Origin of the sequence: Noviherbaspirillum saxi (assembly GCF_003591035.1) — a bacterium.
Classification (GTDB): domain Bacteria; phylum Pseudomonadota; class Gammaproteobacteria; order Burkholderiales; family Burkholderiaceae_D; genus Noviherbaspirillum; species Noviherbaspirillum saxi.
Window position 1 is genome coordinate 1,515,083 of record NZ_QYUO01000002.1, and the last position, 25,822, is coordinate 1,540,904.

General features: G+C 59.6%; 16 protein-coding genes. 6 read left to right on the plus strand and 10 right to left on the minus strand.

Annotation, left to right across the window (positions count from 1 at the left end; genetic code table 11):
• Window positions 1–10: 10 nt before the first annotated feature.
• Both hemN and D3871_RS22585 read right to left on the minus strand, forming a co-directional pair.
• Window positions 11–1,441, minus strand: coding sequence for an oxygen-independent coproporphyrinogen III oxidase (hemN, locus tag D3871_RS22580; RefSeq protein ID WP_119771269.1), 1,431 nt, complete (start codon window positions 1,439–1,441; stop codon window positions 11–13).
• 112 nt (window positions 1,442–1,553) lie between these two features.
• Window positions 1,554–2,744, minus strand: coding sequence for an NAD(P)H-dependent flavin oxidoreductase (locus tag D3871_RS22585; RefSeq protein ID WP_274381772.1), 1,191 nt, complete (start codon window positions 2,742–2,744; stop codon window positions 1,554–1,556).
• A 289-nt stretch (window positions 2,745–3,033) separates the two neighbouring features.
• Between D3871_RS22585 and D3871_RS22590 the strand changes: the two genes are divergently transcribed.
• Window positions 3,034–4,362, plus strand: a complete 1,329-nt coding sequence (locus D3871_RS22590) for an NAD(P)/FAD-dependent oxidoreductase (protein WP_119771270.1) — start codon at window positions 3,034–3,036, stop codon at window positions 4,360–4,362.
• Between the two features lie 324 nt (window positions 4,363–4,686).
• Here D3871_RS22590 and D3871_RS22595 read toward each other — a convergent pair whose 3' ends face one another.
• The gene (locus D3871_RS22595; RefSeq protein ID WP_158598020.1) at window positions 4,687–5,196 is read right to left on the minus strand and encodes a Spy/CpxP family protein refolding chaperone; all 510 of its coding nucleotides are present in this window, start codon (window positions 5,194–5,196) and stop codon (window positions 4,687–4,689) included.
• Between the two features lie 234 nt (window positions 5,197–5,430).
• Between D3871_RS22595 and D3871_RS22600 the strand changes: the two genes are divergently transcribed.
• Together D3871_RS22600 and D3871_RS22605 are read left to right on the plus strand one after the other, a co-directional pair.
• Window positions 5,431–6,150, plus strand: coding sequence for a response regulator (locus D3871_RS22600; protein WP_199724861.1), 720 nt, complete (start codon window positions 5,431–5,433; stop codon window positions 6,148–6,150).
• Window positions 6,147–7,511, plus strand: a complete 1,365-nt coding sequence (locus D3871_RS22605; protein ID WP_199724862.1) for an ATP-binding protein — start codon at window positions 6,147–6,149, stop codon at window positions 7,509–7,511. Before D3871_RS22600 ends, D3871_RS22605 begins: the two co-directional genes overlap by 4 nt.
• Window positions 7,512–7,702: 191 nt before the next feature.
• Here the strand turns inward: D3871_RS22605 and D3871_RS22610 are convergent, their stop codons facing one another.
• The 7 genes from D3871_RS22610 to D3871_RS22640 form a co-directional block, all read right to left on the minus strand.
• The gene (locus D3871_RS22610; RefSeq protein WP_233575767.1) at window positions 7,703–9,118 is read right to left on the minus strand and encodes an efflux transporter outer membrane subunit; all 1,416 of its coding nucleotides are present in this window, start codon (window positions 9,116–9,118) and stop codon (window positions 7,703–7,705) included.
• Between the two features lie 8 nt (window positions 9,119–9,126).
• The gene (locus D3871_RS22615; RefSeq protein ID WP_119771274.1) at window positions 9,127–12,375 is read right to left on the minus strand and encodes an efflux RND transporter permease subunit; all 3,249 of its coding nucleotides are present in this window, start codon (window positions 12,373–12,375) and stop codon (window positions 9,127–9,129) included.
• The gene (locus D3871_RS22620) at window positions 12,372–15,452 is read right to left on the minus strand and encodes an efflux RND transporter permease subunit (RefSeq protein WP_119771275.1); all 3,081 of its coding nucleotides are present in this window, start codon (window positions 15,450–15,452) and stop codon (window positions 12,372–12,374) included. The genes D3871_RS22615 and D3871_RS22620 overlap by 4 nt, the downstream gene beginning before the upstream one ends.
• A gap of 46 nt (window positions 15,453–15,498) precedes the next feature.
• Window positions 15,499–16,881 carry an efflux RND transporter periplasmic adaptor subunit gene (locus D3871_RS22625; protein ID WP_119771276.1) on the minus strand — a complete coding sequence of 461 codons (1,383 nt, stop codon included), beginning with the start codon at window positions 16,879–16,881 and terminating at the stop codon, window positions 15,499–15,501.
• Window positions 16,882–17,221: 340 nt separating this feature from the next.
• Complete coding sequence (gene eutC, locus D3871_RS22630) at window positions 17,222–18,004, minus strand: ethanolamine ammonia-lyase subunit EutC (protein ID WP_119771277.1); 783 nt, start codon at window positions 18,002–18,004, stop codon at window positions 17,222–17,224.
• A gap of 12 nt (window positions 18,005–18,016) precedes the next feature.
• Window positions 18,017–19,396, minus strand: coding sequence for an ethanolamine ammonia-lyase subunit EutB (locus D3871_RS22635; protein WP_119771278.1), 1,380 nt, complete (start codon window positions 19,394–19,396; stop codon window positions 18,017–18,019).
• Window positions 19,397–19,578: 182 nt separating this feature from the next.
• The gene (locus D3871_RS22640) at window positions 19,579–22,503 is read right to left on the minus strand and encodes a PAS domain S-box protein (RefSeq protein ID WP_119771279.1); all 2,925 of its coding nucleotides are present in this window, start codon (window positions 22,501–22,503) and stop codon (window positions 19,579–19,581) included.
• Window positions 22,504–22,974: 471 nt separating this feature from the next.
• On the opposite strand from D3871_RS22640, the gene D3871_RS22650 reads away from it, so the two are divergent.
• The 3 genes from D3871_RS22650 (at window position 22,975) to D3871_RS22660 (ending at window position 25,731) form a co-directional block, all read left to right on the plus strand.
• A complete protein-coding gene (locus tag D3871_RS22650; protein WP_119771281.1) occupies window positions 22,975–23,961 on the plus strand; it encodes a diacylglycerol/lipid kinase family protein in 987 nt (328 codons plus the stop codon).
• Window positions 23,942–24,619 (plus strand): phosphatase PAP2 family protein, encoded by a 678-nt coding sequence (locus D3871_RS22655; protein WP_158598021.1) that lies wholly within the window; start codon window positions 23,942–23,944, stop codon window positions 24,617–24,619. Before D3871_RS22650 ends, D3871_RS22655 begins: the two co-directional genes overlap by 20 nt.
• Before the next feature lie 428 nt (window positions 24,620–25,047).
• Complete coding sequence (locus tag D3871_RS22660) at window positions 25,048–25,731, plus strand: SDR family oxidoreductase (RefSeq protein WP_119771283.1); 684 nt, start codon at window positions 25,048–25,050, stop codon at window positions 25,729–25,731.
• Window positions 25,732–25,822: the final 91 nt, after the last annotated feature.

Sequence of the window (25,822 nt, forward strand, 5' to 3'; positions counted from 1 at the left end):
TGCACGCCGTTCAAATGGTTTTGGAATACCGCAGTCGTTCGAGCTTCGCCTCCGGCTTTGCACCGAGATAACGGTCGAACACCATGCAGATATTGCGGATCAGGAGTCGCCCTTTCGGGCTGACCGTCAGCCAATCTTCATCCAAGCTCAGCAGACCGTCGGTTTCCAGCGCGCGCAACTGTTCAAGTTCAGTGGCGAAATAATTGGCAAAGGTGATCGGGTACGCCACTTCAAGTGAGCGGATTGATAATTCGAAATTACACATCAACATCTGGATGATGATCCGGCGCAGCAGATCGTCGACGCTTAGCTTTATCCCGCGCGCAATCGGCAGTTCACCCTGCTCTATGCGTTCGTAATAGGCATCCAGCGTTTTTTCATTCTGGCTGTATGTCGACCCGACGGCACTGATTGCAGACACGCCGCAGGAAATCATTTCCGCATCGGCATGCGTTGAATAGCCTTGAAAATTACGGTGCAGCCTGCCCTGGCGCTGCGCGACCGCAAGATCGTCATTGGGCTTGGCGAAATGATCCATGCCGATATAGACGTATCCCGCTGCGCTCAGGCGCTTGATGCATAGCGATAGCATGTCGAGCTTGGTTTCCGCATTCGGCAGTTCGTCTTCCGCGATCTGGCGTTGCGACTTGAACAAGGCCGGCATATGCGCGTAGTTATAGATGGAAATGCGATCCGGGTTTGCTGCGATCACTTTGGCCAGCGTCTGATCCATGGTGATCACGTTCTGCTTCGGCAAGCCATAGATCAGGTCGATGCTGATCGAGCGAAATCCCGCCTCGCGCGCCGCCTGCATCACGGCGAGAGTGGTCTCCTCCGGCTGGATACGGTTGACTGCCTTTTGCACTTCCGCGTCGAAATCCTGTACGCCAAAGCTGATGCGATTGAAACCTTGTGTGCGCAGTGTGCGGATACGCTCCGGCGTGACGGTGCGCGGATCGATTTCGATCGAATATTCGCCGGCATCATCGGTAGCGAACCGGAACCAGCGCCGCAGGTGCGCGAGCAGATCGCCCATCTGTTCATCGGAAAGATAGGTCGGCGTACCGCCGCCGAAATGCAGTTGCGTGACAGTGTTGAGATCGCCGGCCAGCTTGCCCTGCATATCGATTTCGCGCTTGAGGTAGGTAAGATATACCTCGGCCTTGCTACGGTTTTTGGTAATGATCTTGTTGCACGCGCAGTAGTAGCAAAGCTTGTCGCAGAACGGCACATGAATATAAATCGACAAGGAATTGCGCGAGCCCATGGCGCGCACAGTATTAACCGCCTGCAGATAATCGCCCATTGCGAACTCATCGGTGAAGCGGTCCGCAGTCGGATAGGACGTATAACGCGGCCCCTGGCGGCTCATCTTGCGAATCAGTGCGGCATCGAATTGCACCGAGGGGACAAGGGATAATGCTGTTGCGGCAACTGCCATGTTGAACTCCGGATCGGGCATCCAACCAATGGGACGCTCTTAACTGTTGCGCAGTGTACGAGCCGAGGCCGCTCTGCAACCTTGATCCAGGTCAAAATGCTCCAGATTGGAATCACGCCGCTGCATGAACAGTCGCTTGAAAGGCAGGGTCATCACCCGGCTGGCGGCCAGTGAGCAAAAATTCAATCAGATCTTTTACCGGACGAATCTGACTGCCGAACGGCAGCGGCTCCGCGCCCCGGAAAAACAGGCCGCGCCTGACATCGCCTTCCAATGCAAACGCCAGCCTGGTATCTATGCAGAACTGTCCAGCCTTTGCCATGCCATCGCGCAAACCGCATTGGTGCAGACAGTCGAAACCCACGGTGCACTCCTTCGGCCCTGCCTTGCGCTGCAGTTTCTCTTCCTTTTCCAGATAGTTGGCCAGCCATGGCGTTCGTACCCCGCGTGCCGGCAAACCTGCGACGCTCATGAAGGTGACAATGTCTTCCGGTCGTGCCCCGGCCAGGACTTTCTTGAAGTTGATATGCGCATCGCCTTCTTCGGAAACGGCAAACGCGGTGCCGAGTTGCACCGCACTCGCGCCCATTGCCAGCAGCTCGCTTAGCTGTCCATGAGTATGGATTCCTCCGGCGGCGATCAGCGGAATGCGCTCTCTCTCGATGCCCAGTTCACGAAATAGCGCGAGTGTCGCTTCCAGCACCACGGGGAATGCAAACTGCGGCTGGTCCACATCCTCCAGGCGAGCCGCGCCAAGATGGCCCGCGGCGTGACGCGGATTTTCGATAACGATAGCGTCTGGCAAGCGATTCTTGCGCATCCATTTCTTCAGGACCAGGGCAATGCCGCGCGCATCCGACAAGATCGGTATCAGGGCTACATCGGGATGGTCGGCGGTCAGTTCGGGCAGGTCCAGCGGCAAGCCGGCGCCGACGACCACGGCTTCGGCGCCGCTTTCGCAAGCTTGCCGCACATAGGCTGCATATTCGGCGACCGCGCGCATGATGTTGACGGCCACCATGCCGCCGCCTGCGGCAATGCGATTCGCCGCTTGTATTTCACGGTCGAGGGCGATGAGATTCACACTGTCGATCAATGCCTTGTCACGCGACTTGCCGGTCTGCGCCATCAGATCCGGATGATGCCGTCTCAAGTCGACGCTCGAAATCGTACCCATCGCACCCAGACTGGCAACAGTGCCCGCGAGTTTGTGCGCGGAGATGCCGACGCCCATGCCACCTTGCACGACAGGCAGCAAGGTTTTGCGCTTGATTGAGAACGGTTTCAGGTTGGTGTTCAGCACAATGGTCTTCCCCTGGTTAAGCGACGAGCGAATGTAGCAAAGGGGAAATTTAATTTGTTTGATCTCAGTCAATTTTTACCGGGCTGAAGTCAATACGCCGTAGAAGAAGTAAAAAGGGGTCATCTATATCGCAACCTGTGCAGGGCAAAGCAGTACCGAACCGTTTTAAACTATTAATGTCACTTTCTTAATAAAGGAATCGCATTGCGCTTGCCAGCATGCATTTCCGGACAGTTATGGAATATTGTTCTACTACACCACATGGGAGTTTTTTATTAAGGAGAACAGATTGACGCAGACTGCAGGCAGGGCGGCCCATCGCATTACCATCGTTGGCGGCGGCGCAGGCGGGCTTGAACTCGCGGTTCGGCTAGGGAAGAAATTGGGCAAGCACAAGAAAGCTGTGATTACGCTGGTCGATGCCGAACGCACTCATCTATGGAAGCCGCTGCTGCATCAGGTTGCGGCAGGCACACTAGACAGCCATGAAGACGAACTCGAATACCTTGCGCTCGCGCGCGATCACCACTTTACTTTCCGTCTGGGCCGCATGGACGGCCTTGACCGCTCGCGCAAGGAAATCTTCGTCGCGCCTACCTTCGATGAAAACGGCGAAGAAATCCTGCCGCGGCAATCTATACCCTATGACACCCTGGTCCTTGCGCTTGGCAGTCAGACCAATGACTTTGGTACCCCCGGCGCGCAGGAACATACCATCATGCTGGACTCGCCCGGTGCCGCCGAACGATTCCATCAGCGTCTGGTGAATGCCTGCCTGCGCGCGCAAAACAAGGCTCGCGCCCCTGGAGAAGGCCGATTCACGGTCACCATCATCGGCGGCGGCGCTACCGGTGTGGAATTGTCGGCCGAACTGCACATGACCGCAAAGATCGTTTCCAGCTATGGCCTGGCCAATTTCGATCCCGAAAAGGATTTGAAGATTGCCATCGTCGATGCTGCGCCACGCCTGTTGCAAGCCTTGCCGGAACGGCTTTCTATCGCGGTCGGCAACGAGCTGCGCCAGCTCGACATCGACGTTCATACCAATGAGCAGGTGGTCGAGGTGACGAAAGAAGGCGTACGCATGGGCAGCGGGAAATTCATTCCAAGCGGCATCGTGGTATGGGCGGCGGGAATCAAGGTGGCCGACTTTGTCAAGGAACTGGATGGGCTCGAAACCAACCGGATCAATCAACTGGTGGTCCATCGCACGCTGCAAACCACGCGCGACCCGTCGGTGTTTGCGATGGGCGATTGCGCGGCCTGTCCGCTGGACGAAGGCAAAACCACGGTACCGCCGCGAGCGCAATCGGCGCATCAGGAGGCCAATACATTAAGCAAGTCGCTCGCACGCATGCTTGAAGGAAAGTCATTGCTTGAATTCCGCTACCGCGACCACGGCTCGTTGGTCTCGCTTGGCAATTACAGCACCGTAGGCAGCCTGATGGGTGCACTCGCACGCGGCTCGGTTTTCATAGAGGGCACTATCGCGAAATGGATGTACTGGTGGCTGCACAAGCATCACCAGATTGTGGTCAATGGATGGTTCCGCACCTGGCTATCGACCTGGACCGACGCGATCAACTGGATACGCAATCCGCGCATCAAGCTGCATTGAGCCGGAGGCTAAAGGCATGAAAAACGCGGGGCACGAAGGCCCCGCAAACCAGGCGGCCAGGCGTGCGTCATGCCCGGTGCTTGCAGCACTGGAGGGAGAAAAATGAAAACAGCTGGCCGGCCTGCCGGAAGCCCTGCAGCTGTTACAAAGTTTAGAGCAGTTTCACCCTGACTGTACCGCCGATGCCGGACGCTTTGCCCGCGGCACGGCGTTGTCGAGGGGCCGCCGAGGCCTCCTTGCCATGGCTCGCCATGTCGCGTCGTCGCGCCTTGTTCCACGAGCAAATCGCCTCGGCCTCGACTGGCAAGTCAGGGTGAAACTGCTCTAGCGCGGCTCGCCGTGATGGCCACCGTGATGACGGCCATGATGGCGGCCATGACGGTGTTTGGTCTCTTCATCGAATATTTTTTGCTGTTCCGGCGTCAGCACCGCATAGAATTCCTTGGTCGCCGCGAGCCGCTCAGTCATGCGCTGCTCAGCCTGCTTCATCATGCCGAGCATTTTTTCCATGCGCTCGGGGGCCGTCAGCTTGTCGAATTCCGCCCGGTCCGGCCGCTGCGGGCGATCGGCAGGTTTCATCCGGGCGATATAGGTTTGCCATGCGGCTTCCTGGCTTGCATTCAGTTTCAGTTTGTCATGCAAGGCTGCCGCACGCTTTTCCATACGTTCGCGCATGCGTTCGGGCGAATGGCGTTGCTCGCCTGTGGCGCTCGTTCCTGCTGGTCCTGCGCCAGAAGCTTCCTGTCCCGGCTTTTCCGCATAGACAGCGAATGAACCTGCCGTCAGGCCCACCGTCAACAGTGCAGCAAGCAGACGTTTGCGAAATGTGGTCATGGTCTTTCCTTCCGATGTGGTTGTTCGTGCACTGTGCACGATTTCCATCTTGGCCTCTGGATGTATCGCGCCATTGTCGATTTGCAGCTTTGTTGTAGCGGCAAGTAAGCGATGATCAGACGTTTGTATCTTCGTGTATCCCACGCCAGGCAGGAAGCGTGCTCGATCGATGCATGAAACAGCACGATACAATTCGACTACATTCCCCCCGCCGAAATTGCCATAATCGAGTCCATGGAAAATCCCGCCCACATATTGATCGTCGACGACGACCACGAAATCAGCACCCTGCTCGCCGAATACCTGGAAAAGAACGGGTACAAGGCGTCGACTGCCGGCGAAGGCAAGGCCATGTCCAAGGCTCTGGAAACGCAACGCATCGACCTGATCGTGCTCGATCTCAACCTGCCCGGCGAAGATGGACTGACCTTGTGCCGCAATCTGAGGTCGCACTCCAGCATTCCCGTCATCATGCTGACTGCGCGGGGCGAACCGGTCGACCGGATTCTGGGACTGGAAATGGGTGCCGACGACTATCTGGCCAAGCCATTCGAACCGCGTGAATTGTTTGCCCGCATACGCAGCGTGTTGCGCCGAACCCAGGCGCTTCCACCTAATTTGCAAGCCGATGCCCCACAACAGATGCGTTTTGCCGGCTGGACAATGGATTTCACCGCGCGTCATCTGATCAATCCCGAGGGTGTGGTCGTGGCGCTCTCCGGAGCCGAATACCGATTGCTGAAAATCTTTCTCGATCATGCCAACCGCGTCTTGAGCCGGGACCAGTTGCTGAACCTGACACAGGGACGCGACGCCGATCCTTTCGATCGTTCGATCGACCTGCAGATCAGCCGTCTGCGACAAAAACTGGGCGACGATGCACGCTCACCCCAGATCATCAAGACCGTACGCAATGAAGGTTATGTGCTTGCGACGCTGGTGGCCAAGGAATGAAACAAGTGCTGCAGTCGATGACGACGCGGGTTTTCCTGATGCTGTTTGCCGGCGCCGTGCTAAGCACCGTTCTTTCGCTGGGCCTCGCATTTGGTGAACGGCAGCGGCTGATCGGCCAGTTCCGCGACTTTCATGCCGTCGAGCGTGTAGCGCAATTCGTGCTGTCGCTTGAAACGGTACCCGCACATTTGCGTGAACCTTTCTTTTCGGCGACGGCGGGAATCGGCATGCGCGCCGAATTGGCAGCGCCGGGCGAAGTCGTTGCGCCGCAACGGTCGGAGTTCGCCAGCCTGCTCGACAAGCGTCTTCCCGAGCATTATCAGATTGCATCCACCATGGCGCGGCCCACCGATTGCGCGCCGCCCGCGCACAGCGCTCGCAGAGGTTCCGGCGAGGCGCGCGGGCGCTGCGAAGCCTTGCTGGTCAGCCTGCACGACGGCACGCGATTGCGGCTATCGGTACTGCCGCCGCGCCCGCCGTCGATGCGGCCCCGTATCGATGTCGTGACCTACGGCGCACTGTTTTTGCTCAGTATCGGACTGGTCGCCATCGTTGTCGCGCGCATGGCGATGCGGCCGCTCAAACGACTGGCGCAAGCCGCTACCGACCTGGGAAATGATATCGAACGCGATCCCTTGCCCGAGCGCGGCGCCAGCGAATTGCGGCAGGCTGCGGTGGCATTCAATGCAATGCAGGCGCGCATCCGCGCGCATATCCGGCAGCATGCGCATATCCTTGCCGCGATCACGCATGACTTGCAGACGCCATTGACGCGGCTACGCCTAAGGCTTGAAAAAGTGGATGACACGGAGTTGCGGGAAAAACTGATCAGCGATCTGTCGGCGATGCAGGCAATGGTCCGCGAGGGACTTGATCTGGCCCGCAGCATGCATTCCGCCGAGGCGATGCGGCGACTGGATCTCGACTCTCTGGTGGACAGCGTCTGCGCCGATGCGATCGATGCTGGACAAGCAGTATCTTTTACCGGAACCACCGGCGTATCGCTGATGGCCCGTCCACTGGCATTGCGTCGATGCCTGACCAACCTGATCGACAATGCCGTGAAGTACGGACATCAGGTAACGGTGAACGTGAGTTACGACGCTACGAGCGGTAATGCACTGATTCAGATACAGGACAAGGGCCCGGGGATACCGGCGACGGAGATGGAAAAGGTATTCGAGCCATTTTACCGACTTGAAGATTCAAGGTCGCGCGAAACAGGCGGCACCGGCATAGGATTGACCATCGCCAGAAATATTGCCGAGCAACACGGTGGAACTATCCATCTTCAGAATCTGCAAGAAGGTGGACTTGAAGTCGCCTTGCGGCTTCCGGGCCAACGGGCGCATAAACCGTAATGAGTTGCCGGTGCTTGTGGCTTAGGCTGGTCCCATTCGTCGTCTTGATGATTTGCGCTTCACCACCGCCGCCGTAGCGCACCGATTGACGCAGGCGAACGGTGCGCGATATTGATGTAAAAATGGAAAATCGGCTGATCTTTTCATTGATTTCGTAAAAACAGACGAAACCCTGTCCTCAATAAGCGCCATTACAGCTGCGCCGCGCCCCACCCGCCGCCCAGCGCCTGGATCAGCGCCACCGCAGCGGTCTGTCTGTCGGCTTGCGCCTGGGCCAGCGCACGCCGCGCATTGAGGGCGGTCACCTGAGCATTCACCACTTCGGTATAACCAACCTGGCCGGCTCGGTAGCGATTGAGCATTTGCGCTTCGGCCTCGTCGGCGGCACGCGACGCCTGCTGGCGCAATGCCACCTGCCGCGCCAGCACTTGCGAAGCCGACAGCTGGTCTTCGACATCCTGAAACGCGGTCAATACCGTCTGGCGATAGCGCGCCGTAGCTTGCACATGCGCAGCACGGGCCGAGTCTACGCGCGCCCCCGTTGCTCCCGCATCGAAAATGGCTTGCGCCGCCGACAACCCCAGCGACCAAAGAGTTGACGAGGCGTTGAATAGATTGGCAACCGTGCCGGCAGCCGAACCGTAGGAAGCGTTCAAGCCAAGGCTGGGAAAATATCCGGAACGCGCGATGCCGATGTCTTCGTTGGCGGCGGCAACCCGCCGTTCCGCCGCAGCGATATCGGGACGGCGCTGCAACAAGGTCGAGGGCACGATTGCAGGCACCTCGGGCACGAAGTTTTTCCACGGCGTGGGCGCAAGGGCGAATTCGGCCGGAAGCTTACCCATCAGGACGGCGATCGCATGCTCGAGTTGCGCGCGCTGGCGCGCCAGCCCCGCTTCATCGGCCTGCGCATTGGCAAGCTGGGTTTCCGCTTGCAAGACATCGGTCTTGGGCGCAATGCCGGCTTCATAGCGATTGCGCGTGATTTGCAGCACCCGCTGATAGCCGGCGATCGAGTCGCGCAGCAAGCCGGCCTGCAAGTCCGTCAAACGCAAGGCAAAATAATTGGCGGCCAGTTCTCCCTGCGCGGCAAGGCGGGCCGAGGCCAGATCAGCGGCGCTAGCCTGCGCGCTTGCACTGGCATTATTGACGGCTGTACGCAGACGGCCCCAGACGTCGGGCTCCCAGCTGCCACCGATACTGACCTGATAGTTGTTGGACGTGCGTACGCCGGCAGCGACTGTTGTGCCGGTAGCGCTGCGGGCCGAACGCGCGGCACCGCCGTCGAGCACCACGCTCGGAAATAGCGCGGAGCGCTGCTCGCGCACGATGGCGCGTGCCTGGTCGTAGGCAGCCGCCGCTAACGCGATATTCTGGTTCGATACATTTACCGCGGTTTGCAGTTCATTCAGTACCGGATCATCGAATACCGCCCACCATTCTCCGCGCTCGCTGCCGTCCGCCGGACTGGCCGGCACCCAGCCCGGCGCTTCCTTGAATTGGGCCGGGACAGGCACTGCCGGACGTTCATACACAGGTCCGACAGCGCAGCCGCCAAGCACGCTGGCGATCGCAATAGCAATGGTGAGGCGACGGGGTAGGCGCATAAAAGTGTTCATGTCGAAGTGGGTGAAGCCGCGTCGATCCGGCACAAACCGGCTTCTGCCGGGCTGCGGCGACGCAATTTGTCGAGCAGGATATAGACGACCGGGGTCGTGAGCAGCGTCAGGACCTGGCTGGCAATCAGGCCGCCGATGATCGCCACTCCCAGCGGGCGGCGCAATTCGGAACCTTCGCCGAAGCCGATCGCTAGCGGCAGCGCGCCAAGTGCGGCGGCGAGCGTGGTCATCAGAATAGGCCGGAAACGTAGCAGGCAAGCCTCGCGTACCGCTTCGACCGCGTTCAATCCGCGCGAACGCTCGGCCTCCAGTGCAAAGTCGATGATCAGGATCGCATTTTTCTTGACGATACCGATCAGCAGAAACACCCCGATCAGCGCGATGATGGAAAACTCCATCTTGAACAATAGCAACGCCAGTACCGCGCCCACGCCCGCCGATGGCAGCGTGGTCAGCACGGTCACGGGGTGCACCAGGCTCTCGTAGAGGATGCCGAGCACGATATAGATGACGATCAGCGCCGCCGCGATCAGCATGGGCTGCTGGTTCTGCGACTCCTGAAAGCTGCGCGCCGCACCGGCAAAATTGCCGCGCACATTGGTCGGCATGCCGATTGCCGCCTCCGCTGCCTTGACCGCATCCTGTGCCGCGCTCAGCGTACTGCCGTCGGCGAGATTAAAGGAAATGGTGGTTTCCAGTTCGGCATCTTCGTGACTGATCGACGCCGGCGCCGGCCGTTCCGAAAAACGTGCGATACCGGACAGCGGCACCATGGTGGTCGGTGCGGTGCTCAAGGCTTGGCCGCTCGATGGATCGCGCAATGCGGGGTTGATGACATTGCTGCTAGCAGTTGTTGTGCTTGCCGAGGAAGTGCCGGTCGTCGCCGTGGTGGTTGCACTGGCCTTCACCGGTACATAGATATCCTTCAGCGCTTCCGGACTGCGCGCATACTTCGGCGACACTTCCATCACGACATGATATTGGTTCAGCTCATCGTAGATGGTCGCCACTTGTCGCTGGCCGAAGGCGTTATACAGCGCATTGTCGACATCGCGCGCATTGATGCCCAGGCGCGCCGCCGTATCGCGATCGACATCGACAAAGGTTTCCACCGCGTTTTCCTGCTGGTCGGTATCGACATCGATCAGTGCCGGCTGCTGCTTCATCGCCTCCGCCAGTTTGACCGCCCAAGTTTTCAGGTCGGCGCTGCTATCGCTCTTGAGGCTGTACTGATAGGTGGAATTGCTCTGCCGACCGCCCATGCGCAAATCCTGCACCGTGTTCAGGAACAGGGTGATGCCGGTGACCTTGGCAAGCTGCGGCCGCAGGCGTGCAATCACCGCCTGTCCACCCTCCTTGCGTTCGGACAACGGTTTCAGGTTGATAAACATGAAACCGCCACCGGCGCGCCGTCCGCCGGTGAAGCCCACGACAGTATCGACCGCGGGATCGGCGCGAATGATATCGACCAGCTGCTGCAGCTTGCCCTGCATCGCCTGAAAGGAAATACTGCGGTCGGCGCGCATGCCACCGCTGATCTGCCCGGTGTCCTGCTGCGGAAAGAAACCCTTGGGCGCTGCGGCGAACAGGTACACGTTCAGCCCGATCACGGCGACCAGGATGAACATGATCAGCGCTTGATGATGCAATGCCCAATCCAGGCTGTGTTCATAACCGCGATGCACCCAGCCGAAGCTGCGCTCGAAGAAGCGCGAAATGCGGCCTTGCTTGCGCGCCCCCTCGTCCTTGCCGCTTTCACGTTTCAGCAGCCACGCGCACATCATCGGCGTGGTCGTCAGCGAGATCACCATCGAAATCATCACGGCCACCGACAGCGTCACCGCGAATTCGCGGAACAGACGCCCGATCTGACCACCCATGAACAGGAGCGGGATGAAGACCGCAACCAGCGACACGCTGATCGACAGCACGGTAAAGCCGACTTCGCGCGCACCCAGCAGCGCCGCCTTGAAGCGGTCCATGCCTTGCTCGATATGCCGGCTGGTGTTTTCCAGCACCACGATGGCATCGTCGACGACAAAACCGGTCGCGACCGTCAATGCCATCAGGCTCAGGTTGTTCAGACTGAAACCGAGCAGATACATGACGCCGAAGGTTCCCAGCAGCGATACGACCGTTGCCACCGCCGGCACGATGGTGGCGCGGAAACTGCGCAGAAAGGCGCTTACGACCAGCACCACCAACACTACGGAAATCAGCAGCGTGAATTCGATTTCATGCAGCGACGACCGGATGGAACTGGTGCGATCGGACGCCACCTGCAATCGCACATCTTCCGGTAATTGCTCCTGCAGCTCGGGCAGGAGCGCGCGCACGCCGTCGACGGTCTTGATCACATTGGCGCCCGGCTGCTGGGTCACCAGTACGATCACGGCCGGCTGGCCATTGAAAAGGCCGACAGTACGGCGGTCTTCGACCCCGTCCACGACTTCGGCCACATCCTGCAGCCGCACCGCCGCATCGTTGCGCCAGGCCACGATCAGATTGCGATAGTCGGCCGCGGTCTTGCCGCCGGTATCGGAAGCCACGCCGGAATAGATTTGCAGCCGACGGCCGTTACCCTCTATCGCACCTTTCGGCCGGTTGGCGGTACTCGCCTGCACGGCGGCGCGCACATCTTCCATGCCGATGCCGTAGCGGTTGAGCGCAAAGGGGAGCAATTCGATGCGCACCGCCGGCAGCGAACCGCCGCCGATTTCCACGTCGCCCACGCCCGGCACCTGCGCCAGTTTTTGCTGCACCAGGTTCGAGACTTCTTCATAGATCTGCCCGGGCGAACGGGTGCGCGAAGTCAGCGCAAGGATGATCACGGGCGATGCCGATGGACTGACCTTGCGATAGGTCGGATTGCTCTTCAGCGTGGCCGGCAGATCGACACGCGAGGCATTGATGGCGGCCTGCACTTCGCGGGCGGCGGCATCGATCTTGCGGTTCAGATCAAATTGCAGGCTGATGCGCGTCGAGCCGTTGCTGCTGTTCGAGGTCATTTCATTGACCCCGGCAATGACACCGAGCCGCCGTTCCAGCGGCGTCGCCACGCTGGTGGCCATGGTATCGGGGCTGGCGCCGGGCAAGGATGCGCTGACCGTGATCGACGGGTAATCGACCTGCGGCAGCGGCGACACCGGCAGCACGAAGAAGCCGGCAATACCGGCCAGCGCAATACCGATGGTCAACAGGACCGTGGCGACCGGGCGGCGGACGAATGGCTCGGACAGATTCACGCTGCAACCTCGTTGGATCCGCGGCCGATCCAGCGCCGGCCAAGGCGGTCGAAGGCCAGATAGATGACCGGCGTGGTGAACAGGGTCAGGATCTGGCTGACGATCAGCCCGCCAAAGATCGACAGACCCAGCGGCCGCCGCAGTTCAGCACCCTCCCCCCAGCCGAGCATCAACGGCACGGCGGCGAACAATGCAGCGAGCGTGGTCATCAGGATGGGGCGGAAGCGCAGCAGCGCGGCTTGATGAATCGCTTCGCGCGGCGTTTTACCCTGGTTGCGCTCGGCATCGATGGCAAAATCGATCATCATGATCGCGTTTTTCTTGACGATGCCGATCAGCAAGATGATGCCGATGATGCCGATCACGCCCAGGTCCTGCCCGGTCAGCATCAAGGCCAGCAAGGCGCCGACGCCGGCCGAAGGTAAGGTCGACAGGATCGTCAGCGGGTGCACATAACTTTCATACAACACGCCGAGCACGATATAGACGCACACCAGCGCCGCGAGGATCAACCAGAGCTGATTGCTCAGCGAAGCTTCATAGGCGCCGGCGGCACCAAGAAAGCTCAAGGTCACGGCGGAAGGCATGCCAATATCCCGGGCGGCCTGCCGGATCGCATCGACCGCCTTGCCAAGCGACACACCGGGTGCGGTATCAAAGCCCAGCGTCGTTGCTGGAAACTGCGCGACATGCGTAATCTGCAGCGGCGCCGGACGCTCGGTCACGGTCGCGACTGCGGCCAGCGGCGTCGGTTTGCCGGAGCCGGTACGCAGCGGCAGCAAGCCCAGCGATTCGGGCGTGGTCAGCAGTCCCGGACGCGCTTCCAGGATCACGCGATACTGATTGGTTTCAGTAAAGATGGTGGAGACGATGCGTTGGCCGAACGCGTTGTACAGCGCCTCGTCGATCGATGCTGCGGTGACCGACAGGCGGGACGCGGTATCGCGATCGATCTTGACGAATGCGGCCACGCCTGTCGCGCCCGCATCCGACACCACGCTGCGCAGTTTGTCGGACATCGCCATGCGCTGCGCGAGCTTGTCGGCCCATTGCACGACGGTGGCATTGTCCGCGCCCTCCAGCGACACACGGAATGGGGTCGGTCCGTTCTCGGCATCGATGGTCAGGTCCTGGGTCGGCTGGAGATACAGTGTCAGACCGGCGATCTGGCCGACGCGCTCGCGCAGCCTGTCCATCGCTTCCTGCTGCGAACCGCTGCGATCGGATTTGAGATTGATGAGCATGCTGCCGGTATGCAGCATCGTGTTGTTGGCGGCATCGACGCCCACCACCGAACTGAGCGTCGCGACGTCCGGATCATCCAGGATGGCCTTCGCGGCTTCCTGCTGTAATTCGGCCATGCGCTGGTAAGACACCGATTGCGTCGCTTCCAGCCTTGCCCGCAGCTGGCCGGTATCCTGCACCGGGAACAAGCCTTTCGGTATCGCCATATACAGCAATACCGTCAAGGCCAAGGTCAGCAAGGCAACGATCAGCGTCAGGCCCTGACGCGCCAGTACCCAGTGCAGCGCATGGTCGTAGCGCACGATGACACCGTCGAACATGCGCTGCAGCCGGCTTTGCCGATGCGCATGGTCCGCGCCGTGCAGCCAGCGCGCGGACATCATCGGCACCAGCGTCAGCGACACTACGGCGGAGATCAGGATGGTGATCGACAAGGTGACCGCGAATTCGCGGAACAGGCGGCCGACCACATCGCCCATGAACAGCAAGGGAATCAACACCGCAATCAGCGATACGGTCAGCGAAATGATGGTGAAACCGATCTGCTTCGCCCCCTTGAGGGCGGCCGCCATCGGGGTTTCTCCCGCTTCTATGTAGCGCGCGATGTTCTCGATCATCACGATCGCATCGTCCACCACGAAGCCGGTAGCGATCGTCAGCGCCATCAGACTCAGATTGTTCAGGCTGTAGCCGAGCAGGTACATCGCGCCGCAAGTACCGATCAACGAAATAGGCACTGCCAGGCTTGCGATCACGGTGGCGCGCACGTTGTGCAGGAAGGCAAAAATCACCAGCACGACGAGGATGACCGCCAGCGCCAATTCTATTTCGACATGCTTGACCGAGGCGCGAATACCGGTGGTGCGATCGCTCAGCACATCGACCCGCAGCGATTCGGGCAAGCCCGCCTGCAATTCCGGCAAGCGGGCCTTGATCGCATCGACGGTCGCGATCACGTTCGCGCCGGGCTGGCGCTGCACATTCAGGATGATGGCGGGCTTCAAGCCTGCCCATGCGCCAAGCCGCACGTTTTCCGCGCTTTCGACGACCTGAGCGACATTCGACAAGCGTACCGGCGCGCCGTTGCGGTAGGCAATGATCAGGTTCTGATATTCGGCAGCGGTCAGCAACTGGTCGTTGGCATTGATGGTGTAGCTGCGCGTGGGTCCGTCGAAGCTGCCTTTCGCGCCATTGGCATTGGCAGCCGCGATTGCGGTGCGCAGGTTGTCCAGCCCCAGTCCGTAGGACGCAAGCGCCTGCGTATCCGCCTGGATGCGTACAGCCGGGCGCTGGCCGCCGTTCAAGGTCACGAGGCCGACCCCGGAGACCTGGCTGATCTTGAGCGCCAACCGTGTATTGACGATGTTTTGCACCTCGGTCAGCGGCAGCGTGTCGGAGGTGATGGCGAGCGTCAGCACCGGCGCGTCGGCCGGGTTGATCTTGACATAGACCGGCGGTGCGGGCAGGTCGGCCGGCATCAACGAGCCGCCGGCATTGATGGCGGCCTGCACTTCCTGCTCGGCCACATCCAGCGTCAAGCCAAGCCCGAATTGCAGCGTGATGATGGAGACGCCAGCCGCACTGGTCGAGCTCATGCGCTGCAAGCCAGACATCTGCCCGAACTGGCGTTCCAGTGGCGCGGTGACGGTCTGGCTCATGACTTCCGGGCTTGCACCCGGATATAGGGTCTGCACCTGAATGGTCGGAAAATCGACCTGGGGCAAGGCGGACAGCGGCAGGAAGCGGAAGCCGATGATGCCGGCGAGGACGATCGCGAGCATGAACAGCGACGTCGCGACCGGCCGCTGGATAAATGGCCGGGAAGGACTCATTGCATGATTTCCATTGTCGGTGGTTGAGCCGGGCGCATGTTGCCCGTCATTGGGCGGGCGCCTCGGCATTGCGGCGGCGGCGCTCGCCGGGCTGGCGCGCCTGGCCGCCTTCCGTTGCAGCGGCCTGCGTGCTGCCCGGGCTGGCTGGACTCTGGACCGCCGGTGCCGCGCCTTCGCCGTTGCCGCTACGCTCACCCGGGCCACGATTGCCGCCAGCACCGCGCGGCCGGTCGGTCGGCAGCGTTACCTTGGCGCCATCCTTGAGCCGGTCCGCGCCTTCGGTGATCACCTGCTCGCCGGGCTGCAGGCCGGACACGATTTCCATCTTGTCGGCCATGGCTTGTCCGCGCTTGACGGTACGTAGCGACACCGTGCGTTCCTTGGCATTGAGCACATAGACAAAATCGCCATTGCTTCCATGGCGTACCGCCGATACAGGCACGACCGCCGCGCCCTGTATCGTGCGCAGCAAGAGCCGCGCATTGACGAACTGACTCGGAAACAGCATCGACTTGGCATTCTCGAAACGGCCCTTGGCCCGTATTGTTCCGGTTTGCGTATCGACCTGATTATCAAGCGCAAGAAATTTTCCTGTATCGAGCACGGTCTGGCGATTGCGGTCCAGCACCGTGACCGTCAACCCGCCCGGGTCGCCGAGGCGGGAACGAAGCTCCGGCACCAGATCCTGAGGCAGAGAGAATTCCACATCGATCGGCGAGACCTGGGTAATGTCGGCTATGCCGTTCGTATCATTGGCGCTGACCAGATTTCCGACATCGACCGCCCGCAGGCCAACCCGGCCGCCGATCGGTGCGATGATTTTGGTATAGCCGAGATTGAGCTTGGCGACGCCTTCGACTGCACGATCGACGGCGATGGTGCCTTCGAGCTGCTTGACCAGCGCGGCCTGCGTGTCGACTTCCTGGCGTGCGATCGAGTCCTGCTCCAGCAAGGTCTTGTAGCGTTCAAGCAGCAGCTTTGCGTTCTGCAACTGCGCTTCGTCGCGCTGGCGCTGGCCGCTCGCCTGTAATAAAGCCATTTCAAACTGCCGCGGATCGATAGTGGCCAGATGCTGACCGGCGCGCACCGTTTGACCCTCGGTAAACAATACTTCCTTGAGCACGCCTGACACTTGCGGGCGCACGGTAGCGACCGCCGATGCGGTCACCGTACCCAATGCCTCCACCACAACGGGGATATCGGCCCGCTCTACCGTTGCTACGCCAACAGTGGTCGCCGGCGGACCGCGCCGTCCGCCGGGGCCGCCAGCGCCAGTCGCGCCATTGGAATCGGCCGGATGGGTCAGATGCCATGCGAGCCAGCCGAGAAGCGCAAGACACACCAGGGCGATGATGCTGCCGATGATCGATTTCCGCCGGCTGGGCTTGACGGCCGTGTGATAGACGGAGGGTTCGGCTCTTTGATCCATTCAGAATTCCTTGTAACTCATCAAGTATGACCCTGCGCGTCGGTTAATAGGGATTGATGAAATAAATTGCAATTGTTGAAACACTAGACGAAAGTAAGGCGCAGCAAGTCAACAAGATTACAGACAATTGATGTGCTGGCAATGTTGCCATTGGAATGTATCGGCGTGTTGTCCATGCCGGGCGGATTTGTATCGAAGTGTGGACCATCGACAAAGTTGCCCCGGTTTAAAGCTTGGCGGTCGATTGTAGAGACGATTGAAGATAATGAGCGACACGCCTGGCAAGCGTTCCCTTGCATGCCAAAGCGGCAAGAAATGAGGCAATGAATAATGGACTTGGTTAGAAAGAATCAGCCGGTGGCAGCATCGCTTCATGCATCGCGCTGCCCTCCTTGAGCAGGACACCGGACAACTGCAACTGCAGCGCGTGCTTTATCAGAAAAGCAAGCTTGTACGCCGCGGCTTCATACGACAAGCCTTCCGGTCTTACGTTCGAAATACAATTGCGTTCGCTATCCATGCGTCCGACACGCGGCTCATAGGTGAGGTAGATTCCCAGGCTGTCCGGCGAGCTCAGTCCCGGACGCTCGCCGATCAGGACGGCGACAATCTTTGCGCCCAGCATCTCGCCTATTTCATCTCCGAGCGCCACCCTGCCCTGCTGTGCAAGCACTACCGGCGTCGTATTCCACTCGAATGAAGTTTTCGTTCTAAGCATTTTCAGCAGCGGGACAGCATGTCTCTGCACCGCCGTCGCTGACAAACCGTCCGCGATCACAATGGCCAACTCCGTCGCACGCGGCGCCTGCGCCAGACGGCTTGCGCTGTCTTCATCCAGCCGGCGGCCGAGATCCGGACGCAGTAGATAGGTATGGCGGTTGTCGGCCTTGCTGTGTACTCTCAGACTTCGAAAATTCGCAAGCGCCAATTCCTGCTGCAAGGCATCGCAATCCAGCAGGCAATGAACGGCATCGCGTGCCTGAGCATGGGCAAGGCTGAAGCGCAGCAGTTCGGCGCACGGCGTGCTCGCACCGGCTCGTCCCAGCGCAATGCGGGCATTGGTAAGGGAGCGCAACTGTTGCCAAGGATCTTGCTGCACCAGCAATCCGGTCTGCTTTTTCATTGCATCCTCCGTTCAGGTACGGGCCAGCTGCAGCAAGGGATTTGATTCGGCAGGCGGCGACAGTCTTCCTCTGGCGTCCACGAGTTGCATGCGTTCAAGCCACTGTTCGAATTCCGGCGCCCGCTTCAGGCCGAGCAGGCTGCGCAGGTACAGGGCATCATGAAATGAAGTGCTCTGGTAATTCAGCATGATGTCATCGGCTCCCGGTACGCCCATAATGAAATTGACGCCTGCCGCGCCCAGAAGCGTCAGCAGATTATCCATGTCGTCCTGATCGGCTTCGGCATGATTGGTATGGCAGATGTCGCAACCCATCGGCACGCCGAGCAGCTTGCCGCAAAAATGGTCTTCAAGCCCGGCGCGTATGATCTGCTTGCCGTCGAACAGGTATTCAGGACCGATGAAGCCGACCACCGTATTCGTCAACAGCGGTCGCAATTCGCGCGCGACCGCATAGGCGCGCGCCTCGCAGGTCTGCTGGTCGATACCGTGATGCGCGTCGGCGGACAAGGCGCTGCCCTGCCCGGTCTCCAGATACATCACGTTATCGCCAAGCGTGCCGCGCTGCAGCGAGCGGGCGGCATCGTTGGCTTCTTTCAGCAGGGACAGCGATATGCCGAAACCGGTGTTGGCTTTCTCGGTGCCGGCGATCGACTGGAATACCAGGTCGACCGGTGCGCCCTGCTCGATCCCCTTGATCTGCGTTGTCACATGCGTCAGCACGCAGCTCTGCATGGGGATATCGAAACGCTGACGCAACTCGTCCATCATGCGCCAGAGCCCGATCATGGTATGCAAGGAATCGCTTGCGGGATTGATGCCGACCACCGCGTCGCCCGCGCCATAGAACAAACCGTCCAGGATGCTGGCGCCGATGCCGCGCATGTCATCGGTGGGATGATTCGGCTGCAGGCGCACAGCCAGATGTCCCGGCAAACCGATGGTATTGCGAAAGCGTGTGACGACATGGCATTTTTTCGCGGCCAGGATCAGGTCCTGATTGCGCATCAGCTTGCTCACGGCGGCCGCCATTTCCGGCGTGATGCCGGGCGCGCAGGCAGACAGCGCCGCGCTGTCGGTGCTGTCGAGCAGCAGCCAGTCGCGGAAATCCCCGACCGTCAGATGCGCGATCGGCGCGAACGCTTGTTGGTCATGGGTATCGATGATCAGCCGGGTGATTTCGTCGCTCTCGTAGGGGATCAGAGGCTGTTCGAGAAAACTGCTTAGCGGCACCTCGGCCAGCGCCATGCGCGCAGCGACACGCTCTTCGTACGTCAGTGCGGCGATGCCTGCGAGATAATCGCCGGATCGCGCCGGACTCGCCTTTGCCAGCAGCGTGGCAAGGTCGGGAAAATCGTAGCTTGTACAACCGATGCTGGTTCGGTATCCCATGCGACGCCCTCCATTTCAGTTGACAGGCGAACACGCGTTGCTTGCCTTGACAGAGAAACGTTACAGCAGAATATATGCCAATACAGTGCGTTTCATCGAATGTAGTGCACCTCCATGCAAACGCGAACACCTCGCCGTCCTTAATACCACCTTTAAAGATGCAAGAGATCTGCCTGATTGACTCAGGCACTCACCTGAAAACTGTCTTTACTGCCGCGCTTGACCGCATACATGGCGACATCGGCACGCTTCAGGAGTGCATCCTCATCCTCGCCATGATCCGGAAACACGGAAACGCCTATGCTCGCGGTGACGGTGTACGACACATCGCCTAGCACAATCGAAGCCCGCAATGCGGCGACCATTTTTTCCGCTAGCGCGCGCAGATGCTGCATGTCCCTGTGTTCCTGGATGATCACCACGAATTCGTCGCCGGCCAGTCGCGCGACAAAGTCGCTGTCGCGCACGCAATCGACCAGACGCGTGGCCGTCACCTTCAACACCACATCTCCGGCATCGTGTCCATGCACATCGTTGATCGCCTTGAAATGATCGAGGTCGATAAACATCAGTGCAAACTTTCGCTGATAGCGCCGGGCAAGCTGTATCTGATAGCCGAGGACTTGATGGAACATCATGCGGTTCGGCAGGCCGGTCAGGATATCGTGGCTGGCAAGGTGGCGAATACGCTCTTCCGCTGTCTTTCTTTCGGTAATGTCCTTGCCGGTGCCGCGATATCCCGCCGCATGTCCATCCTTGTCCCTGACAGGCAGGCCGCTGATGCTCAGATAACGTTTCGCGCCGTCGGTCCCGAGTATGCACAATACCAGTTCATGAAAAGGCATGCCTTCGGCCAGCAGGCTTTGATGCTCTATCCATTGATCGAGCGAGACATTATCGAAGGGCAGTTCCCACAAGGTTTTGCCAAGATAGTCATCCGCAACCATGCCCGTCTTGCCAAACACATCACCATTAATCTGCGTAAACCGGTAACGACTGTCCTGCTCCCAGTACCAATCCGACGACAGCTTCGTCAGATCGCGGAAACGCTCTTCGCTGGCCCGCAGCGCCGACTCGATGCTGCGCCGGTCCGTCACGTCGCGCAACATGCCGCGAAAGCCGGCCGGTTCTCCGCTGGCGTCGCGGATCAGGTGGATCGATCCTTCGCACATGACCTCTTTCCCGTTCCTGTGCAGCAGGCGCCAGTCGATCCCTTTTTTGGGGATCCCGCTCTTGAAAACCTCGTTGAAATTGGCGAACACATGCGCGGCATCCTGCGGCGAGTGATACCGCCGGTAGTTCACGCCGGCGATTTCGCTCATCGAATAACCAAACATGCGGCAGAACGCATCGTTGCACAGCATGAGCGCACCGGTGAGATCGACCTCGTAATACGCCTCTTCTATGCTTTCGAGGATGGACCGGTATTTTTCTTCGCTGGCGCGTACCGCTTCCTCAGCCAGGCGCCGCGCGGTTACGTCGCGCGAAATACCGCGGAATCCGGCCGGTCTGCCGTCAGTACCGATGATCAGCTGCATCGAAGTCTGGACGATGCAGATATTGCCGTCTTCCCTTTGTATCGCATGCTCGGTCAATTCCGCCGGCTGCCTGGTGCGATAGATCCGGTGGTATAGGCCGTAGACGTATTCCGCCGTGGCAACGTTCATGAAATTGCGGTAATTGAGCCGCAAGGCTTCGTCCCTGGTGCAATTGTGCTGGCGGCACAGCGCATCGTTGACGACGGTGTAATTGCCCTTCAGGTCGACTTCGAAGTAACCGTCATTCATGTTTTCGAGGATGCTGCGGTAGCGCTCCTCGCTCTGGCGCAAGGCATCGACCGCTTTCCGGCGCTTCAGATCACGGTCGAAGTTTTCCAGAGTAAAGACGATGTTTTGCGCCATGCGCTCGAGGAGATTGACGATATCATCGTCGAAGGCATCTTTCTCGCGCGAGTACAGAAGAAGCACGCCGATCGATTCGCCATCGCGCCGCAGCGGAATGGCGGCGCCGGCCGCCGCGCCTTCCTTGCCTGCCGCCATGCGCCAGGGCTTGACCTTGACGCGAGGATCATTGGGAAAATCATTGATGACACAGCTCTCGCCGCTACGATAGGCAGTGCCTACCAGCCCACGGCCTTCCACCTTGTCTTCGTCGAATGAAATCTGCAGGGGGCGCAGGCTATCGTGACCGATTCCGGCCAGCGCCGCGAATCGCGCCCATTCCGAGGAAGGGTCCGGCAGCAGCACCGACGCGCTGACGATCTGGCCGCTCCTGACTGCGACTTCGCACACCTGCTGATAAAGGTCTTCCGGTGTGGTGGCGTGCAGGATTGCATCATTGGTGCCGCTGATGGCAGCATACATCTGGCCCAGACGCACCGCGGCGCCTTCCGCCATGCGCCGCTGGGTGATGTCGCGCGCACTCGTCACGATCAGCCACCTGTCGTCGAGCATAATGGCGCGCCGCTGCAATTCAAACAGACAAGTGTTGCCGTCTCTGTCGCGTACCGTTTTTTCGGTAGCCGTACCGATACCGGTGGCAATCAGTTCATCGAAATCCTTTTCCAGCGTCTGACGATCGGACAACAGGAAGTCTTGCGGGCCGTAAGAGTTCAACTCTTCGCGAGAGCAGCCGATAGCCCGGCATGCGGTTTCATTGGCATCGATGATGCGCATGCTTGCACGGTCAATAATGAAAATCGGATCGCCCGAGATATCCACTGCCGCGCGGAAGCGCCGCAAGGCATTGGACTCGTGCCGGCGCACCGTGATGTTGCGCATGACACCCCGGTAACCGGCGAAGCGGCCATCGCCGTCCCGAATCGGCTCGCCGCTTGCGAGCACGGCGATCGCGTCGTCCTGGCCGAGCCACCAGGACCATTCGGCATCCCGGAATGCAGCCTGTTCCGCTCGTCTGCGTCGAAAATTTTCCCATTCGGGATCCGGATGCAGGGCTCCCGGAAGATCCCAGGGCGGATTGCCGACAGCAGCTGCCAGCATGTCGTCGGGTCGAGCCGGATCTGCCGCCAGGCGGTCGACACGGGTAAAGCGGCATTGGCTGTCGCATTCCCAATACCAGTCCGCAGTGAGCGCAACCAAGCTATCCATGTGTCTGTCTCCGCCCGTTATTCTCTGCCGGAGGCCGCCGGATATTCACCGGACTGCAACGGGTCATTGTTTTATGAGTGTCGAACCCAGGTCTGCTGGCGGGGCTTCAAGTCAGCGAAAACACACAGGAATGAAGCACACGGATCGGCCTGCACAGCGCAAGCGTCGTCAGCAGGCGCAAAACTTCGACAGTGGCATCAAATTGCCATATGGAAACAATAAATGCAATAGCTTGCGGAATTTATATCGTTTTAATTGGTGCCTTTTCATCTATGCCCCCACAGGGACGAGCGCAGCTCCATTGACCGGCCGCAAGATACGAATGCCGTACTACGTGCCAAATACGAATGAATTCATTTCTGTCGCTGTCGCCATGACCCATACCCAGTATGTAATCGATCAGTCCGGCAACGGAAGTCCGCCGTTCATATAACTTTCCAGCAGGCGCATTCCCTGTTTTCCCCTATTGGCATGGCATCACATCCTCGGCAAGCCCTCCGATTCCATATCATCGTCAATGCCCGCTCGGGCCGAATGGACGCGCAAAGCAAGTGCGCAACCATACGCAAGATTCTGGATGAGTGCGGCCGCGATTACATCCTGCATGTGGTGCACGATGCAAAAGCCTTGCGTGCAATCGCAAAAAAAACCGTGGACGAAGCACGGCGAGACGGCGGCGTCGTGGTAATTGCCGGCGGCGATGGCAGCATCAATATGGTCGCCCAGGCGGTACTGGGCAGCGGATGCACGTTTGCGGTCCTGCCGCAAGGAACGTTCAATTACTTTGGCCGGACGCACGGTATCCCGGAAGACCTGGAGCAGGCGGTAAGGGCCATGCTGATGGCATCCGTATGCCCGGTGCAAGTCGGCATGGTCAACAACCGGATTTTCCTGGTCAATGCCAGCCTTGGCCTGTATCCAAAACTTCTGGAAGACCGCGAAGTCTACAAACGTCAGCTCGGACGCAGCCGGCTCGTCGCCTTATGGTCGGCCATCGTGACGATATGGCGCCAGCACCGTAATCTGCGCATCAGGATCGACCAGGATGGCGAGACCCGCGATCTTCTTACGCAGACTGTCTTTGTGGGCAATAATCGTCTGCAGCTGGAACAGGTGGGAATTCCTCCGGCTGCGCAGCCCGGCGACGGCCGTCTCGCGGTGGTCACCCTGCGCCCGGTCGGCAAGTTTTCCCTGTTCGGTCTGCTGTTGCGCGGCGCGGCGGGAACACTGGATGCGGCAGACAGCGTCGACAGCTTTGCTGCCACCGACATGACCATCAAGCCGAGGTTTGCCCTGTCGGCCTGGAGCAAGGTCGCGCTGGATGGCGAAATCTTCTGGCTGCGAAGCCCTCTGCGGTTCAAGGTCGCATCCGAACCGCTACTTTTGCTTAAACCTGCGAACGCCGCTACCGGTGTCGCCGATGGATTGCACTATGGCCATGAAAACATTGATAAATAAACTGCTCGAATACACCCTGCGCCTGCTGCGCGGCCGCTGGGCCGATCTGGCCATTCTGTTTGCCGGTGTCCTGTTCCCCTTGTTCCTGTTCGGCGAGTTGGCCGAAGATGTTCTCGAGAAGGAGGCATTTTCTTTTGACCAGCCGCTCCTGCTACTGATGAATAGCCATTCGACGCCCCTGCTGGATGCGCTGATGGTGTTTTTTTCAGAGGCAGGCTCGATTCGTATCCTCGGCCCATGTGCGCTGGCGATCGCAGTCTTCCAGTTCGTGCATAAGCTGTGGGCCCGACTCGTGTACTGGGTGCTCGGCTTCGGCGGTGCAGTGCTGATCAATATCACGGCGAAACTGATCTTTACGCGTACACGGCCCGATCTCTGGATTTCTATTGCCCCTGAGACTTCGTACAGTTTCCCGAGCGGTCACGCGATGCAGTCGATGGCATTCATCGCGGCCTTGACCGTGCTGGCGTGGCATGAACGCCGGCGTTCGCTTTTGCTGCTTGCCGGCGGCATATTCGTGGTGCTCGTCGGCACCTCGCGCGTCTACCTCGGCGTGCATTATCCGTCTGACATACTTGCCGGGTGGACGGCCTCGCTGGCCTGGTGCTGCGGCCTTGCTATTATTCTGGGCAACCGACTCCGTCAACCGCGGGTGTGAATCAATCCCTTGCAACGGTCGCATTGAAAACTGCTCGTCAGGGCCAGTTCGATCATCGTGTCCACGGATTCGGCAGGCTTTGCATGGCCGAAGAACCAACAGAAGAGTTTGCGCATGGTCTTTCCCCTTGCCTTCGCATTGGACACCGCCCAATTCGCAGCAGGCGTGGTTTTATCCTAGTGTAAAAAACAGGCGCGGCACAGCATAAATCCTCGATAGTTGCAATTACGCAACTTCATCGTCGCCGGCCACGGCCGGGATAAAAACACCTTTTCTCCAGCATCGCTTGCAATATAAGGATAATCGTTCCCCCGGCGGCGCGGCCATGCGAATTCGGCAATAATCGCACCTGTATCCGCTTGTCTGCAACGGCTGGTATCGTCACCAGACAGTAAGCACGGATCCTAGAACATATCAATGGAGCTTATATGGACTTTTCCAATCAGACAGTTGTGGTGACCGGCGGTACCGGCGCACTCGGCATTGCTGTCGTCAATACCCTGCTGGACGCAGGGGCGCGTTGCGTCGTCCCGTACATTAACGACGCCGAAGCAAAAGCGCTCGCGCAACATGAACGCTTGCAACTGGTCCGCTGCGATCTGTCCGACGAAGCCCAGGTCGCAGCGCTGTATTCGGGCATTACCGATTTGTCGGCGTCGATTCATATCGCCGGCGGCTTTGCCTTTGCGCCGATTGCCGAGTCGGACAAGGAAGTGCTGATGCGGATGGTGAACATGAATCTGGTCAGTACCTATCTCTGTTGCCGCGAAGCGGTGCGTGCATTCGGCGAGCGGCAAGGGCGAATCGTCAATGTCGCGTCGCGCCAGGCGCTGGAACCGAGGGCCGGCAAGTACATGACCGCCTACACCGCCAGCAAGGCTGCAGTCGCCGCGCTTACTCAAGCCCTGGCGGCCGAAGTCGCACCGCGCATTCTGGTCAGCGCGGTGGCGCCATCCATCATCGATACGCCCGCCAACCGGACTGCGATGCCGGATGCCGATTACACGCAGTGGCCCAAACCTGCTGAAATTGCCTCAGGCATCGTGTTCCTGGCATCCGGTGCCAACCAGCTTGCAAGCGGCGCCATCGTCCCGATTTACGGAGCGGCCTGATACATCAGGCCAGCAAGCGTTACGGCTTGGAGTCGATGTATTGAGATCCCAAGCCGTGTCCGGCAAGTCAATGTTTGATTTCCATACACTG